This is a genomic window from Microbacterium sp. J1-1 (genome assembly GCF_024498615.1).
In the GTDB taxonomy this organism is placed as follows: domain Bacteria; phylum Actinomycetota; class Actinomycetes; order Actinomycetales; family Microbacteriaceae; genus Microbacterium; species Microbacterium aurugineum.
Genome location: NZ_CP089590.1, coordinates 910763 through 923194, shown reverse-complemented (window position 1 = coordinate 923194; position 12432 = coordinate 910763). Strand labels below are relative to the sequence as shown.

Annotated in this window: 15 protein-coding genes; 9 read left to right on the top strand and 6 right to left on the bottom strand. The window is 68.9% G+C overall.

Annotation, left to right across the window (positions count from 1 at the left end):
- Positions 1-131: 131 nt before the first annotated feature.
- Positions 132-518, top strand: coding sequence for a MerR family transcriptional regulator (locus tag LRQ07_RS04415; RefSeq protein ID WP_256536464.1), 387 nt, complete (start codon positions 132-134; stop codon positions 516-518).
- Here the strand turns inward: LRQ07_RS04415 and LRQ07_RS04410 are convergent.
- Both LRQ07_RS04410 and LRQ07_RS04405 read right to left on the bottom strand, forming a co-directional pair.
- Positions 511-996 carry a hypothetical protein gene (locus LRQ07_RS04410; RefSeq protein WP_248569682.1) on the bottom strand — a complete coding sequence of 162 codons (486 nt, stop codon included), beginning with the start codon at positions 994-996 and terminating at the stop codon, positions 511-513. The two genes, LRQ07_RS04415 and LRQ07_RS04410, sit on opposite strands and share 8 nt — an antisense overlap.
- A 127-nt stretch (positions 997-1123) precedes the next feature.
- The gene (locus tag LRQ07_RS04405; RefSeq protein ID WP_240740471.1) at positions 1124-2509 is read right to left on the bottom strand and encodes a TrkH family potassium uptake protein; all 1386 of its coding nucleotides are present in this window, start codon (positions 2507-2509) and stop codon (positions 1124-1126) included.
- A gap of 218 nt (positions 2510-2727) precedes the next feature.
- On the opposite strand from LRQ07_RS04405, the gene nhaA reads away from it, so the two are divergent.
- Positions 2728-4026, top strand: coding sequence for a Na+/H+ antiporter NhaA (nhaA, locus tag LRQ07_RS04400; protein WP_256535948.1), 1299 nt, complete (start codon positions 2728-2730; stop codon positions 4024-4026).
- Positions 4027-4044: 18 nt separating this feature from the next.
- Here the strand turns inward: nhaA and LRQ07_RS04395 are convergent, their stop codons facing one another.
- The 3 genes from LRQ07_RS04395 to LRQ07_RS04385 are packed head-to-tail and all read right to left on the bottom strand — an operon-like array spanning position 4045 to position 6127.
- Entirely contained in the window at positions 4045-4812 is a 768-nt protein-coding gene (locus LRQ07_RS04395; RefSeq protein WP_256535947.1) for an ABC transporter permease, read from the bottom strand.
- Positions 4809-5573 carry an ABC transporter ATP-binding protein gene (locus LRQ07_RS04390; protein WP_248539821.1) on the bottom strand — a complete coding sequence of 255 codons (765 nt, stop codon included), beginning with the start codon at positions 5571-5573 and terminating at the stop codon, positions 4809-4811. Before LRQ07_RS04390 ends, LRQ07_RS04395 begins: the two co-directional genes overlap by 4 nt.
- On the bottom strand, positions 5570-6127 hold the full coding sequence (locus LRQ07_RS04385) for a TetR family transcriptional regulator (protein WP_166804704.1): 558 nt from the start codon (positions 6125-6127) through the stop codon (positions 5570-5572). The genes LRQ07_RS04390 and LRQ07_RS04385 overlap by 4 nt, the downstream gene beginning before the upstream one ends.
- Positions 6128-6207: 80 nt before the next feature.
- Here LRQ07_RS04385 and LRQ07_RS04380 point away from each other — a divergent pair, with 80 nt between their 5' ends.
- Genes LRQ07_RS04380 through LRQ07_RS04370 form a run of 3 tightly spaced genes read left to right on the top strand, consistent with a single transcriptional unit; the run spans position 6208 to position 8679 of the window.
- Entirely contained in the window at positions 6208-6897 is a 690-nt protein-coding gene (locus LRQ07_RS04380) for a TetR family transcriptional regulator (RefSeq protein WP_232762432.1), read from the top strand.
- Positions 6898-6947: 50 nt separating this feature from the next.
- Positions 6948-7886: an ABC transporter ATP-binding protein gene (locus tag LRQ07_RS04375; protein WP_047524801.1), complete on the top strand. Its 939-nt coding sequence runs from the start codon at positions 6948-6950 to the stop codon at positions 7884-7886.
- A complete protein-coding gene (locus tag LRQ07_RS04370) occupies positions 7879-8679 on the top strand; it encodes an ABC transporter permease subunit (RefSeq protein WP_256535946.1) in 801 nt (266 codons plus the stop codon). Before LRQ07_RS04375 ends, LRQ07_RS04370 begins: the two co-directional genes overlap by 8 nt.
- On the opposite strand, the gene LRQ07_RS04365 is transcribed toward LRQ07_RS04370, so the two are convergent.
- A complete protein-coding gene (locus LRQ07_RS04365; RefSeq protein WP_256535945.1) occupies positions 8630-9967 on the bottom strand; it encodes an NAD(P)-binding domain-containing protein in 1338 nt (445 codons plus the stop codon). The genes LRQ07_RS04370 and LRQ07_RS04365 overlap by 50 nt on opposite strands.
- 84 nt (positions 9968-10051) lie before the next feature.
- Here LRQ07_RS04365 and LRQ07_RS04360 point away from each other — a divergent pair, with 84 nt between their 5' ends.
- The 4 genes from LRQ07_RS04360 (at position 10052) to LRQ07_RS04345 (ending at position 12403) form a co-directional block, all read left to right on the top strand.
- Complete coding sequence (locus tag LRQ07_RS04360) at positions 10052-10393, top strand: ArsR/SmtB family transcription factor (protein ID WP_232762435.1); 342 nt, start codon at positions 10052-10054, stop codon at positions 10391-10393.
- 140 nt (positions 10394-10533) lie between these two features.
- Positions 10534-10785: a flagellar FlbD family protein gene (locus tag LRQ07_RS04355; protein ID WP_131491839.1), complete on the top strand. Its 252-nt coding sequence runs from the start codon at positions 10534-10536 to the stop codon at positions 10783-10785.
- Positions 10785-11597: a motility protein A gene (locus LRQ07_RS04350; protein ID WP_131491838.1), complete on the top strand. Its 813-nt coding sequence runs from the start codon at positions 10785-10787 to the stop codon at positions 11595-11597. Before LRQ07_RS04355 ends, LRQ07_RS04350 begins: the two co-directional genes overlap by 1 nt.
- On the top strand, positions 11594-12403 hold the full coding sequence (locus tag LRQ07_RS04345) for a flagellar motor protein MotB (RefSeq protein ID WP_047524795.1): 810 nt from the start codon (positions 11594-11596) through the stop codon (positions 12401-12403). Before LRQ07_RS04350 ends, LRQ07_RS04345 begins: the two co-directional genes overlap by 4 nt.
- Positions 12404-12432: the final 29 nt, after the last annotated feature.

Genomic DNA, 12432 nt, shown 5'->3' with positions numbered 1-12432 from the left:
CGCATGCGCCACGGAGCTCGGCACGGAAGAATGGGGGATGCGCAGAAATGCGCGCACGCAGACTCTAACGTAACGTGAGGTTTGCTGTCGAGTCAGGGAAAGGACGCCGATCTGTGGAGCACGAAGAGACGATGCGCATCGGCGAGGTCGCCGACCAGACGTCGTTGTCCTTCCGCACCCTCCGTCACTACGAGGATGTCGGGCTAGTGACCCCGACCGGCCGCACGGACGGCGGCTTCCGGCTCTACACCCCGAAAGACGTCGGCCGCCTCATGATCGTCCGACGGATGAAGCCGCTCGGCTACACGCTGGATGAGATGCGGGCGGTCCTGGACGTGGTCGACGCCCTCGCCGACGAGCCGGACAGCGAAAATCTCCAGGAGCGGCTCAGCGCGCTTCGACAGGAAGCGACAGCCCGGCGCGAACGACTCGCGAACCAGGTGGGGATGGCGGACGAATTCCTCGCCCAGCTCGCGCAGTTCTCGGCGGCCGAGAGCCCGCCGCGCCCCGCTAGATGACGTCGCGCGTGCAGGTGTCGCGGATGCTCTCGCCGCGCAGGTCCTCCCAGGGGATGGCGGCGTACCCGACGATCCCCCGGCCGGTACTCGCGAGCTCGTCGACGCGCTGCGCGAGCAGCCCGCGACGATCGATCCCTGACAGGTCGATGACGACGACGTCGACGTAGCGCCCCCGCGTTCGTTCGAGCTCGCTGTGCAGCCGCCGTGCGATGCCCCGGGCAGTGAAGCGCAGCGATCGACGCCTCGCGTCGGGGCCGCGATAGGTGAGGACGAGGTGCCTCAGGTCTCCGTACGCGCCGCTGGCCGCGAGCGCCTCGGCCGCCCCCGCACGCAGCAGGCGTCCCGCCTCGCGACGGCGTTCGACGCCGGCCAGGTCGATCGACCACACGAGACAGCGCGCGTCGGTCACCTCGGGCGCGGCGGACGGCGAGGGATGGGCGTCTGCGATGTCGCCCCTGTACGCGATCGTGGTGTGCATCAGGTCTTCCGGTCGTCGAAGAGTGGTGCCGACCAGGCTTCCCGGCTCTCCGGCCCGACCTGCGGGCTTGCACGGAAGTCTAGGCCGGATGCACCGGACGCCTCATCGCGCTCAGGCGTGTCGGCGACTACCCGAGGATCGGACGGTCGGTGGGATAGGTGAAGTGCTCGGTGCGCTGTCGCACGGCGAGGGCGGCGGCGAGACCGATGGGGCCCACTCGTCCCGCGAGCATGAGTGCGGACAGGACGAACTTGCCGAAGGGGTCGAGGTCGGCGGACAGTCCGACCGAAAGCCCACAGGTCGCGAACGCGGAGATGACCTCGAACAGGATGTGGTCGAGCGGCGCCTTGTTCGTGAGGGTGAGGAGCACCGTCCCCGCGAGGACGAGGGACGCCCCGAGGAAGGTGACGGAGATCGCGACACGGAGAACGCTCTCGGGGAGTCGTCGTTCGAAGATCGCGATGTCCCTGGTGCCTCGGGCCTCGGCGACGATGGCGAGGAACAGCACGGCGAGCGTGGTGACCTTGATACCCCCGGCGGTCGAGATCGAACCGCCGCCGACGAACATGAGCGCGTCCGTGAGAAGGAGGGTCGTCGAGGTGGACTGCTCCGTGTCGACGATCGCGAACCCCCCGGAGCGCATCATCGTCGACGCGAACAGCGCATGGAGGATCCGATCGAGCGGATTCAGGGTGCCGATGGTCGCGGTGTTGTTCCACTCGCTCGCCCCCCAGCTGACCGCGCCGACCAGGAACAGCACGAGGGTCGTCGTGACGGTCAGCTTGGTGTGCAGCGACCACCGTCCGCGCCCCCACAGATGAGCGATGACGGCGAGGTACACCGGGAATCCCAGGCTGCCCGCGATCACGCCGACCATGAGCACCCCCATGATCCAGACGTTGTGGCTGTAGACCGCGAGACCGCCGGGATCGAGGACGAACCCGGCGTTATTGAAGGCCGAGATGCTGTAGAACAGGGCGTGCCACGGGCCTCGCACCCAGCCGTCCTCGACGATGAACGCCGGCAGCAACAGCGCGCAGAGCGCACCCTCGATGATGAACGTGGTCAGCACGACGATCTTGAGGAGCCGCTTGACGTCGCCCAGGGGCGTCGCCCCCATCACCTGCTGGGCGAAGACGCGTCCGCCCAGCCCCAGCCTGCGCGTGACGGCCTGGGTGAGCAGCAGCGCGACGGTCACGATGCCGAGCCCGCCGGTCTGGATGGCGAGCAGGATCACGATGTGCCCGAACAGCGACCAGGACGTCCCGGTGTCGACGGAGGTCAGCCCCGTCACGGTCACGGCGGACGACGCGGTGAACGTCGCATCCTCCCACGGCGCGGCGACACCGTCCGCCGCGGCGAACGGCAGGCGCAACAGCGCGGTGAAGAGCACGGCCGCGAGCACGAACACCGCGATCGACGCACGGGCCGGCGAACGACGGGGGAAGTCGGCGATCCAGCGGATCGGCGCCCACAATCGCGCGGTCCGGACGTTCGGCTGACTGGTGGTCACCACGGGCTCCTTGTCGGGTCGCCGAGCCGACTCCCGGCGCACCGACCATTCACAGTACAGCAGCGGTCGGACGCGGAAACGGGTGGCGACACGGGGCTGCGCGCCCCGGGAAGGCTCCTGGGTACGCACGCCGGCTTCCACCGTTCGGGTAAGCTGGGAGGCGGAGTGTCGGGAAGCCTGGTCGACGAACACACGCTCATCGACCCGAAAGCTCCCGCATGGTCAAGCCCTCCCCGCGACTCGCCAAAGTCCGCGCCGTCTTCCCCTCCTCCTCCCGCGACGAGTCCCGCCGCATCGGCGAGATCCTGCGCAAGGAGACCGTCGGCGGCATCCTCCTCGTGTCGCTCGCCGCGATCGCGCTGCTCTGGGCGAACTCGCCCTGGGCGGAGTCGTACTTCGCGCTGCGCGACTTCGAGATCGGATACGAGCCCTGGCATCTGCGTCTGAGTCTCGGCGCCTGGGCCGCGGACGGCCTGCTCGCGATCTTCTTCTTCCTCGTCGGTCTCGAGCTCAAGCGGGAGTTCGTGGCCGGCGATCTGCGCAGGTTCAGCACCGCTGTGGTTCCGATCGTCGCTGCAGTGGGCGGCGTGATCGTGCCCGCGGTGATCTACCTCGCCGTGGTGGCAGGCTCGCCGGAAGCCGCACACGGGTGGGCGATCCCGACGGCGACCGACATCGCGTTCGCCGTCGCTGTGCTCGCCATCATCGGATCCCACCTGCCGAGCGCGCTGCGCATCTTCCTGCTCACCCTCGCGGTGGTCGACGACCTGATCGCGATCGGCATCATCGCGCTGTTCTACACCGAGACGATCGAGGTCCTCCCCCTCGTGCTCGCCCTCGTCGTGATCGCGGTCTATGGCGTGATCGCCCAGCGGTATCGCGACTTCTTCCACCTGCGCCCCACTGCGGCCTGGCTCATCCTCCTGCCGATCGGCCTCGTCGCCTGGGCACTGGTCCACGCGTCCGGCGTCCACGCGACGATCGCGGGCGTGCTGCTCGGCTTCACCATCCCGGTACTCCACAAGAAGGCCGACCGAGGACCCGACTCGGGGCCTGGTCTCGCCGAGGTGTTCGAGCACCGCTTCCGTCCGTTGTCCGCAGGGTTCGCGGTACCGGTGTTCGCGTTCTTCTCCGCCGGCGTCGCGATCGGTGGAGGCGAAGGTTTCGTCTCGGCCTTCACGGACCCCGTCGTCGTCGGGATCGTCGTGGCCCTCGTGGTCGGAAAGCCCCTCGGCATCACGGCGGCGACCTGGATCATCACCAGGATCCGGCGCATCAACCTCGATCCCTCACTGCGGTGGATGGACATCGTCGGTGTCGGCCTTCTCGCCGGGATCGGGTTCACGGTCTCCCTCCTGGTCGCGGAGCTGAGCTTCGCCGCCGGCAGTGAGCACCACGACCACGCCAAGGTCGCCATCCTCACGGCATCCGTCGTCGCGGCCCTCGCCGCCTCGGTGCTCCTCGGCATCCGCAACCGCCGGTACCGCCGACTCGACGCTGCGGACGCTGAGACCTGAGCCTCGGACGCCGTGGCGTCACCGCGCCTCGGCCGTCTGCCACCACCACCAGGTCGCGGCGGCCGAGACTGCTCCGATCGGCAGCGCGAGGAGCAATTGGAGCGGTGTGACCGCTTCGGCGAGACTCGCGCCGCCCAACCCGGACCACATGCCGGGAGCGGCATACGGGAACCACGCCCCGGCGCCCAGCGCAACAACGACCTGCGTGATCACGACCACGGCGAGCAGCGCGGAGATCGCGGGGAGATAGCCCCGGGCAGCGCTGGCGACCAGTGCCAGCGGCAGCGTGAGCACGACGGTGAGCGCTCCGACGACGGCGATCCGCCCCGCCCCGGCCACGGCGTCCGCGTCGGGGATACCGAGTCTGATCAGCGCGCCGGCCACGAGGGTGAGCGTCGCGGCGACACCCGATACGAGGACGCCCCACACCATCGTGATGAGCATCTTGGCGGAGGCGAGGGCGCCGAGAGACGTCGGAGCGGCGAAGAGCGCCCCGAACGTGCGATCGGTGAACTCCCGTCCGAACACCCAGGCGACGACGACGCCGACCGCGAGCAGGGCGCCCACCGACATGATCTGCGCCGAGAAACCGGTGATGCCCGTCCACCCCACATCGGTGAGGAGTGCCGCAGCCTTGATCGCGAGCGCGCCGTCCGAGTCGGAACGCACCACGACGAGGAAACCCGCACTCATCGCGGGGACGAGGAGCGTGATGAGGACGGTCGCGACACGCACCGTCGTCGCCCTGCGGAACTTGATCCATTCCACGGCGAGCGCAGCCCTCATCCTGCTCCTCCCCCGTCGACGCCGTCCTGGACGGAGACCATGTCGAAGAACTGCCGTTCGATGTCGATTCCCTGTGGCGGGAGGGTTCCGATGAGCGACCCGCGGTGCATCACGCTGATGGTGTCGGCGATGCGGGCCATCTCGTCGAGGTGATGGCTCGAGATCAGGATCGCGGCACCGCTCGCCGCGGCCTGCTGCAGCATCCTGCGGACGACGTGCACGCCTGCGGGGTCGAGACCGTTGGCCGGCTCATCGAGGATCAGCAGCCGGGGTCGATGTGCCAGCGCGCCGGCCAGCCCCAGGCGCTGCCTGTTCCCGAGCGACAGGGAGTGCGTTCTCCGATGCGCCCACTGACCGAGTTCGAGCTGATCGATCATGGCCTGCGCGGCCTTCGGAGCATCCGCACGCGACACCCCGTGCAGTCGGGCCGCAGCGACGATCGTCTCCGTGACCGTGAGTTCCGCGTAGGTGAAGGGCGTCTCGATCATGTGGCCGACGTGACGCCATTCCGGTCGCGGCAGCCTCTCCACCGGGACCAGGTCGTCCTCGCACCGGATACTCACCCGTCCGGCATCGAGGCGGATCATGTCCAGCATCGAGCGCATGAGCGTGGTCTTTCCCGCCCCGTTCAAGCCGACGAGCGCGTGGATGCTGCCGCCGTGCACGTCGAGGCTCACCCCGCGCAGCGCGACCTCGTCTCCGTACCGCTTGTGCACCTGCCGGGCGGCGATCATCACCGGCAGCGCTCTCGTCGCGGTCACGGCTTCGCCCCGGTGGCGAGCAGGCCGAGCGCATCGACGATCGTCGGGCCGAGGGGTGCATCGGACGCTTCCGACCCCCACTCCAGAAGCGCCGCCATCACTGCCCCCAGACAGGCGCCCGCGGCGACGACCGCCTCGCGCCTCGGCGTCCCCTGAGCGGTCAGGGCCTCGACGATGAGGGATTCCGTCTGCTGCGTGTTCTGCCAGGCCCTGGCACGTAGCCGCGGGTGACCCGCGATGATCGTCACTCGGGTGCGCGTCTCCTCCGGGGTCGCCGCCGGCACGGAATCCCACGCGCGCAACAGGCCCCTTCGCACCCGCTCCACGGAGGGCAGGTCGGCGGGTTGTGCCGCCACCGCCTCCGCGATGAACGGATCATAGGGATCGTCGAGGATCGCGTCCTCCTTCGTCGGGAAGTGCCGGAAGAAGGTCATGTGCGACACCCCGACATCGCGGGCGATCTGCTCGACCGTGACGTCGTCGAAACCGTGCTCGGAGAACAATCGCAGGGCAGACGCCCGCAGGCGTTCGGCGGTGGCGGAGGTGCGGGCCATGCCAGTGATGTTAGTCACTAACACCACTGGCATGCAACCACCTCTTGCGCGTGACTGAACAACCGTTTAGCATCCTGACTATGCGTTCAGCAGCCGAGGATCTCACGACACGCGCCCGCATTCGCGACGCCGCGATATCGCGGTTCGGCCAGCAGGGTTTCGCGAGCACGAGCGTGCGACAGATCGCGCAGGATGCCGGCGTGAGCCCGGCGCTCATCCTCCACCACTTCGGCAGCAAAGAGGGGCTGAGGGAAGTGTGCGACGCCCACGTCGTGAACGAGTTCGTCGCCGAGCGCGACGGCATGACCGGCGCTGACGCCTCCCGGCTGATGCGCCAGGCCCTGGACTCGCTGGAGGAGCGCAACGCCGGTCTGGACTACCTCGCTCGGATGCTCGTCGACGACTCCGGCGCGTCCGACCGGCTCTTCGACACGTTCCTCTCCAGCACCAGGGAGATGCTGCGCGAGCAGATCGCCGAGGGGACGATGCGCCCACAATCCGACCTCGAAGCGACCGCCGTGTACATGACGCTCTACGGCCTCGGCCCCGTCATCCTGCGACGCCAACTCGCCCGCGCCTTCGGTGAGACCACGCTGACGACCTCCCTGCTGGAACGCTCGACCATCCCCGTCCTGGAGCTGTACACGCACGGCCTCTACGCCGACGACCGGCTGCTCGTCGCCGCCAAGGAAGCACTGTCCAGACGCAGCGGCCCTCGGTCCGACAAAGGAGAGAACGACCCGAATCAGGATCCGGATCCGCCGCGCTGACGCGAAGCCCGAACCCGATTCCTCTCCACCCATCCGAAAGGAGCAGGGAAATGACCCCTGCCATCGAACTGACCCGCCTCCGCAAGCGATACGGCCGGCACACGGCCGTCGACTCCCTGGATCTGAGCATCGAGCCCGGCACCGTGTTCGGCCTGATCGGCCCCAACGGCGCAGGCAAGACCACGACGCTGCGCATGATCCTCGACATCATCCGCCCCACCGAGGGGACCATCCGGGTCCTGGGAGAAGACCCGCGCCGGGGAGGCCCTGCCCTTCGACGGCGCATCGGGTTCATCCCGGGCGAACTCCGACTCGACGGCCGAGCGACCGGACGGCGCATGCTGGACTTCTACGCCGAGGTGTCCGGACCCGTGAGGCCCGGCATGATCGGCGAGCTCGCGGACCGACTCGACCTCGATCTGAGCCGCCCGGTGCACGCGCTCTCGAAGGGCAACAAGCAGAAGCTCGGTGTCGTCCAGGCCTTCATGCATGAGCCGCCGCTGCTGGTGCTGGACGAGCCGACCAGCGGACTCGATCCCCTCGTGCAGCGCGAGTTCCTCCACCTCATCACCGACGCGAGGGATCGGGGCCAGACCGTGCTGCTGAGCTCACACGTCCTCAGCGAGATCCAACAGACGGCCGACGTCGTCGCCGTCCTCAGTCAGGGGAAGGTCGTCGCGGAAGGCGACGTGGCGTCGTTGCGACTGGGGGCCGTCCGTCGAGTGCGGGCCGGCCTCCTCGCGACGGACGAGTCGACGATCCGCGAGCAGCTCGGCGCGCTGCCGCAGGTCACGGATCTCGAGGTGCGCGGCGCGGCCGAGACCGTGCGCGTGAGCGCCACCGTCGAAGGCGACATCGATCCGCTGGTGAAGGTGCTCGCCCATCACCGCGTCATCGACCTGGCGATCGAGGAACCAGACCTGGAAGAGTCCGTGCTGAGGCTCTACGGCGAACCCTCGCAGTCGGAGGAAGGTGGTCGCGATGCGTGATGCACTCCCCGTCTTCCGGCGCTCCCTCCGCGAGGACTGGCGCGGGACCCTGGGCTGGACCATCGGCGTCGCCGCCGTGCTGTTCATGTACCTGCCACTCTTCCCCAGCATCGGCGGCAACGGCCAGATGCAGCAGATCATCGACAGCCTCCCGCCCGAGCTGGTCGGAGCACTCGGCTACGACCAGATCGGTACCGGTGCGGGATACGCGCAGGGCACGTTCTACGGGCTCATCGGCTTCCTGCTGTTGACCATCGCCGCCACGTCCTGGGGCGCGGGCGCCATCGCCGGCGCGGAGGAGTCCGGCCGACTCGAACTCGATCTCGCTCACGGGGTCGGGCGTGCGCGGTATGCACTGGAGTCCGCCGCCGCGATCCTGGTCAGGCTCGCCTGGTTGGGCGTCTTCGCCGGGGCGGTCGTCGCGCTGCTCAACGACTCCGCCACACTCGACATCACCCCGATCCACATCGTCGATGCCACGGTCGTCTTCGTCGGGCTCACCGCGCTGGCGGGGAGCACCGCGCTGTTCATCGGCGCACTGGTCGGTCGCCGCTCCTGGGCGATGGCAGCGGGTGCGGGCATCGCGCTCGCCGGATACGCCTTCAACGCCATTGCCAACCAGGTCGAGGCGGTCGAATGGCTGCGCACGATCTCGCCCTACTCCTGGGCCTTCCACCAGCCTCCGCTCGCCGAGGGGCTCAGCCCGAGCGGAGCAATCGTCCTGTGGGCGCTGAGCCTCGCGTTCATCGCGGGGAGCGCATGGGCGCTGCAGCGACGTGACGTGATCGGCTGAGTGGTGGCGCGCCGATCTGCAGCACGGAGGGAGCGGCACAGCACCCACCCGCAGCAGCATCGAAATCACCGGATCCCCCGCACACTCCGGTGGCCGGGAGGACCAGTTCGTTGCGAGCCGCCGCCTCCTGATCGCCCACGAGATGGGCGACGACGCTGCGCACCTGCTCGTATCCGGTCATCGCGAGGAAGGTCGGCGCCCGGCCGTAGGACTTCGCCCCGACGATGAAGAGCCCGGGTTCCGGGTGCGTGAGCTCTCTCGCGCCGGTCGCCCCCACGGACCCGCAGGAGTGGATGTTCGGGTCGATCTCGGATGCGATGCCGGCGACGGCCTCGAGCGACGGATCGAGATCGACCCGCACTTCTCGGAGGATCTCCGTATCGGGCCGGAACCCGGTGAGCGCGAACACGCGTCCGACCCCGGTGATCTCACGCCCGTCCTCAGCGAGGATCGTCAGACCGGATCCATCCTGGCGGAACTCGGCGACACGGAATCCGGCGACGAGATCCACGGCCCCGTCATCGATCACCGTGCGCGCACGAGAGCCCAGCACGGCCCGCTCCGGCAGATCGTCTCCGGCGCCCCCTCCGAAGATGTTCGCGGTGCTCCCCCGGCGCAGCGCCCAGGTCACCCGCGTGCCCGGGTTCCGTCGCGCCATCTCACTCAACCGGAGGACGGTGTGCGTGGCGGAGTGCCCTGATCCCACCACGACCACATGCGCGCCCGCGAGCTCCGAGACTTCCGCCGGGATGCGATACGAGATCAGTCGGCTCGACGCGGACTCCCCGATCGCGGGGAAGCCGTCGGCGCCTGCCGGATTGGGAAGCGCCCAGGTGCCGCTCGCGTCGATGACGGCACGAGCGAGGAGGCGGGATTCCCGGCCGTCGGCATCGACGGTGTGCACCACGAACGGCTGACTCCGCCGCCCTCCGTCCACGACCTTGTCGCGGCCCTGCCGAGCGACTCCGGTGACAGTCGTCTCGTAGCGGATCCACTCATCGAGGACCTCTGCGAGAGGCGCGAGGTAGGCGCTGACCCACTCCGCGCCGGTGGGATATCCCGCGACGGGCGCGGTCCACCCGGTCGGCTCGAGCAGCCGACGGGCGGCGGCATCCGTGAGCTCCGGCCACGCCGAGAACAGGCGGACGTGTCCCCATTCGGAGACGGCGGCGGCAGGACCGCGCCCGCACTCGACCACGATCACGTCCTGCTCGCGTTCGACGAGATGCGCCGCGGTGGCGAGCCCCTGCGGGCCCGCTCCGATGACGACGACGGGAAGCTCGGACATCACACTCTCCTCAAATCGAAAATCTTCAATATGGCGACTGTCGCGCATCTATCGAGGATTGTCAATACGTGGCACAATGGATTCGTGACCCTGCCGACGACGATCGAAGCGCCCGCGTGCTGCGTCCCTCCGCTCACTCCTTCGGTGAGCGCCGAGGACGCGGAGCGCATCGCGCGGGTGTTCAAGGCACTGGGCGATCCCACGCGGGTCCGACTGCTGTCCCTCATCGCCGCCGGACCCGACGGCGAAGCCTGCATCTGCGACCTCACCGAACCCGTGGGCCTCTCCCAGGGAACGGTCTCCCATCACATGAAACTCCTGACGGAGGCCGGCCTGGTCACTCGTGAACAGCGGGGGAAGTGGGCGTACTTCGCGCTCGATGCGAACGTGATGGCGGCCGCGGCCGACGCCCTTCGCGCCGTCTGAGCGCGCACACCGGCAGACGTCACGGGTCCTCCCGGCTAACGACCGGCGCCCTCCGTCCGACAGTCACCCCCGACAGCCCAGGACGGGCCGTCGGGTCCGTGTTCCCCGGAACGCGGACGGATCTTTCCAGGATGGAGCCCATGATCGTCCTCACGCGCCTGAACCGTTCGCGGTTCGCGGTGAATCCCGACCTGATCGAACGTGTCCAGGCCACGCCGGACACGACGCTCATCATGGTCGACGGCGCGACCTTCGTCGTCACCGAGACGATGGACGACGTGATCGCTCAGATCACCCGGTTCCGCGCCGGAGTGCTCGCGACCGCGGCGACCCTGATCGCCGCGGACGAGAAGAATCCCGCGATCGCCGCCGACGCCGAGGCGGACCTCTGATGGATCCGTCCCTCATCCTCGGCCTGGTCCTCGCCTTCGGCGCACTGGTCGCCATGATCAACATCGAAGGCGCGACCGTCGGCTCCCTGCTGCTGCCGGCCCCGATGGTCCTGGTGTTCGGCGCGACCATCGCGGTCGGCCTCGCGAGCGGCACCCTGCGCGACGCGTTGCACGCACTCAAGTCCCTCCCCCGGGCGTTCCGCGGGGAACGCCGCACCGCCGCGAGCACGATCGACACGGTCGTCGGATACGCCGAGAAGGCGCGCGCGGAAGGTCTGCTCGCCCTCGAACAGGGTCTGGACGAGGAGAAGGACCCGTTCCTCCGCCAGGCACTGCAGAGCATCGCCGACGGCACGGATGCCGAAGACCTGCGGACCCTGTTGGAAGACGAACTCACCTCGACCGCCGCCCGCAACCGCACCGCCTCGCGCTTCTACATGACCCTCGGTGGCTTCGCGCCGACCGTCGGCATCATCGGCACCGTCGTCTCGCTGACCCACGTGCTCGAGAAGCTCGACAAGCCGGACACGCTCGGCCCGATGATCGCAGCCGCGTTCGTCGCGACACTGTGGGGGCTGCTGTCCGCGAACTTCATCTGGCTCCCCATCGGCGGACGGCTCCAGCGCCTCGGCGAACTCGAGCTGGAACGCATGACCGTGCTCATGGAGGGGATGCTCGCGATCCAGGCCGGCGCCCCGCCGCAGTTCGTCGGAGAACGCCTGCGCGCACTCGTCGCCGAACGCCCCTCGGCGCGATCCGCCCGGTCGCGCACCCGCACTCGCGCCGCGGAGGAGACGGAGCCGGCCCCATGAGCGTGCGCGCCCGCCGTCGGGTGCCGCAAGAGGAGCACAGCGGACCGGACGAGCGCTGGATGGCCTCGTACCTCGACATGGTCACCGTGCTCATGTGCATGTTCATCGTGCTGTTCGCGATGTCGACCGTCGACCAGGAGAAGTTCGAGGCCCTCAGCGCTTCCCTCGCGACCGGCTTCGGTCAGGAACCGTCGGACGACGTGGATGCGGTCACGGGTGTCGTGGTCCCTCCGGAACTGGTCGACGAAGACGGCGACGACTTCGCCGATGTCGACCTGGCCGCCGCACAGACCGAATTCAGCGAACTCTCCGCTCTCCGGGAGAAGCTGCGGCGGGTGCTCGCGGACAACGGTCTCGAGGCCGACGTCACCTTCACGATCGACGAGCGCGGGCTCACGATCGGTCTCGTCAGTGCGGAAACCTTCTTCACCACGAACAGCACCGCACTCAGCCCCACCGCCGTGCTGGTCCTCGACGCGCTCGGCTCGGTGCTGGTCACCGCACCGAACGAGATCTCCGTCGAGGGTCATGCCGACGTGCGCGGTTCCGTCGCTCCCTACCCCACCAACTGGGAACTGTCGGCCGGACGATCCACCCAGGTGCTGCGGCACCTGGTCGAGTCGTCGGGGCTGCCGCCGAGCCACCTGAAGTCGGTCGGGTTCGGTGATACGCGGCCGATCGCCGCCGGCAACAGCAGCGAGGCTCTGGCCCAGAACCGACGGGTCGACATCGTCGTCCTGTCCGATGCGAACGAGGAGGTGCGTGCCCTCCTTCCCGAAGCGCAGGCGGCGCAGCCGTCCTCCTGACCCCCTCCTCTCCTAACGCACGCAGGTCG

What these genes read in the sequence shown, in the direction of transcription:
- nhaA (WP_256535948.1), top strand. Translation starts at nt 2,728, where the DNA reads ATGGTCAAGCCCTCCCCGCGACTCGCCAAAGTCCGCGCCGTCTTCCCC.
- LRQ07_RS04350 (WP_131491838.1), top strand. Translation starts at nt 10,785, where the DNA reads ATGGATCCGTCCCTCATCCTCGGCCTGGTCCTCGCCTTCGGCGCACTG.
- LRQ07_RS04355 (WP_131491839.1), top strand. Translation starts at nt 10,534, where the DNA reads ATGATCGTCCTCACGCGCCTGAACCGTTCGCGGTTCGCGGTGAATCCC.
- LRQ07_RS04375 (WP_047524801.1), top strand. Translation starts at nt 6,948, where the DNA reads ATGACCCCTGCCATCGAACTGACCCGCCTCCGCAAGCGATACGGCCGG.
- LRQ07_RS04365 (WP_256535945.1), bottom strand. Translation starts at nt 9,967, where the DNA reads ATGTCCGAGCTTCCCGTCGTCGTCATCGGAGCGGGCCCGCAGGGGCTC.
- LRQ07_RS04415 (WP_256536464.1), top strand. Translation starts at nt 132, where the DNA reads ATGCGCATCGGCGAGGTCGCCGACCAGACGTCGTTGTCCTTCCGCACC.
- LRQ07_RS04370 (WP_256535946.1), top strand. Translation starts at nt 7,879, where the DNA reads ATGCGTGATGCACTCCCCGTCTTCCGGCGCTCCCTCCGCGAGGACTGG.
- LRQ07_RS04410 (WP_248569682.1), bottom strand. Translation starts at nt 996, where the DNA reads ATGCACACCACGATCGCGTACAGGGGCGACATCGCAGACGCCCATCCC.
- LRQ07_RS04345 (WP_047524795.1), top strand. Translation starts at nt 11,594, where the DNA reads ATGAGCGTGCGCGCCCGCCGTCGGGTGCCGCAAGAGGAGCACAGCGGA.
- LRQ07_RS04380 (WP_232762432.1), top strand. Translation starts at nt 6,208, where the DNA reads ATGCGTTCAGCAGCCGAGGATCTCACGACACGCGCCCGCATTCGCGAC.
- LRQ07_RS04395 (WP_256535947.1), bottom strand. Translation starts at nt 4,812, where the DNA reads ATGAGGGCTGCGCTCGCCGTGGAATGGATCAAGTTCCGCAGGGCGACG.
- LRQ07_RS04385 (WP_166804704.1), bottom strand. Translation starts at nt 6,127, where the DNA reads ATGGCCCGCACCTCCGCCACCGCCGAACGCCTGCGGGCGTCTGCCCTG.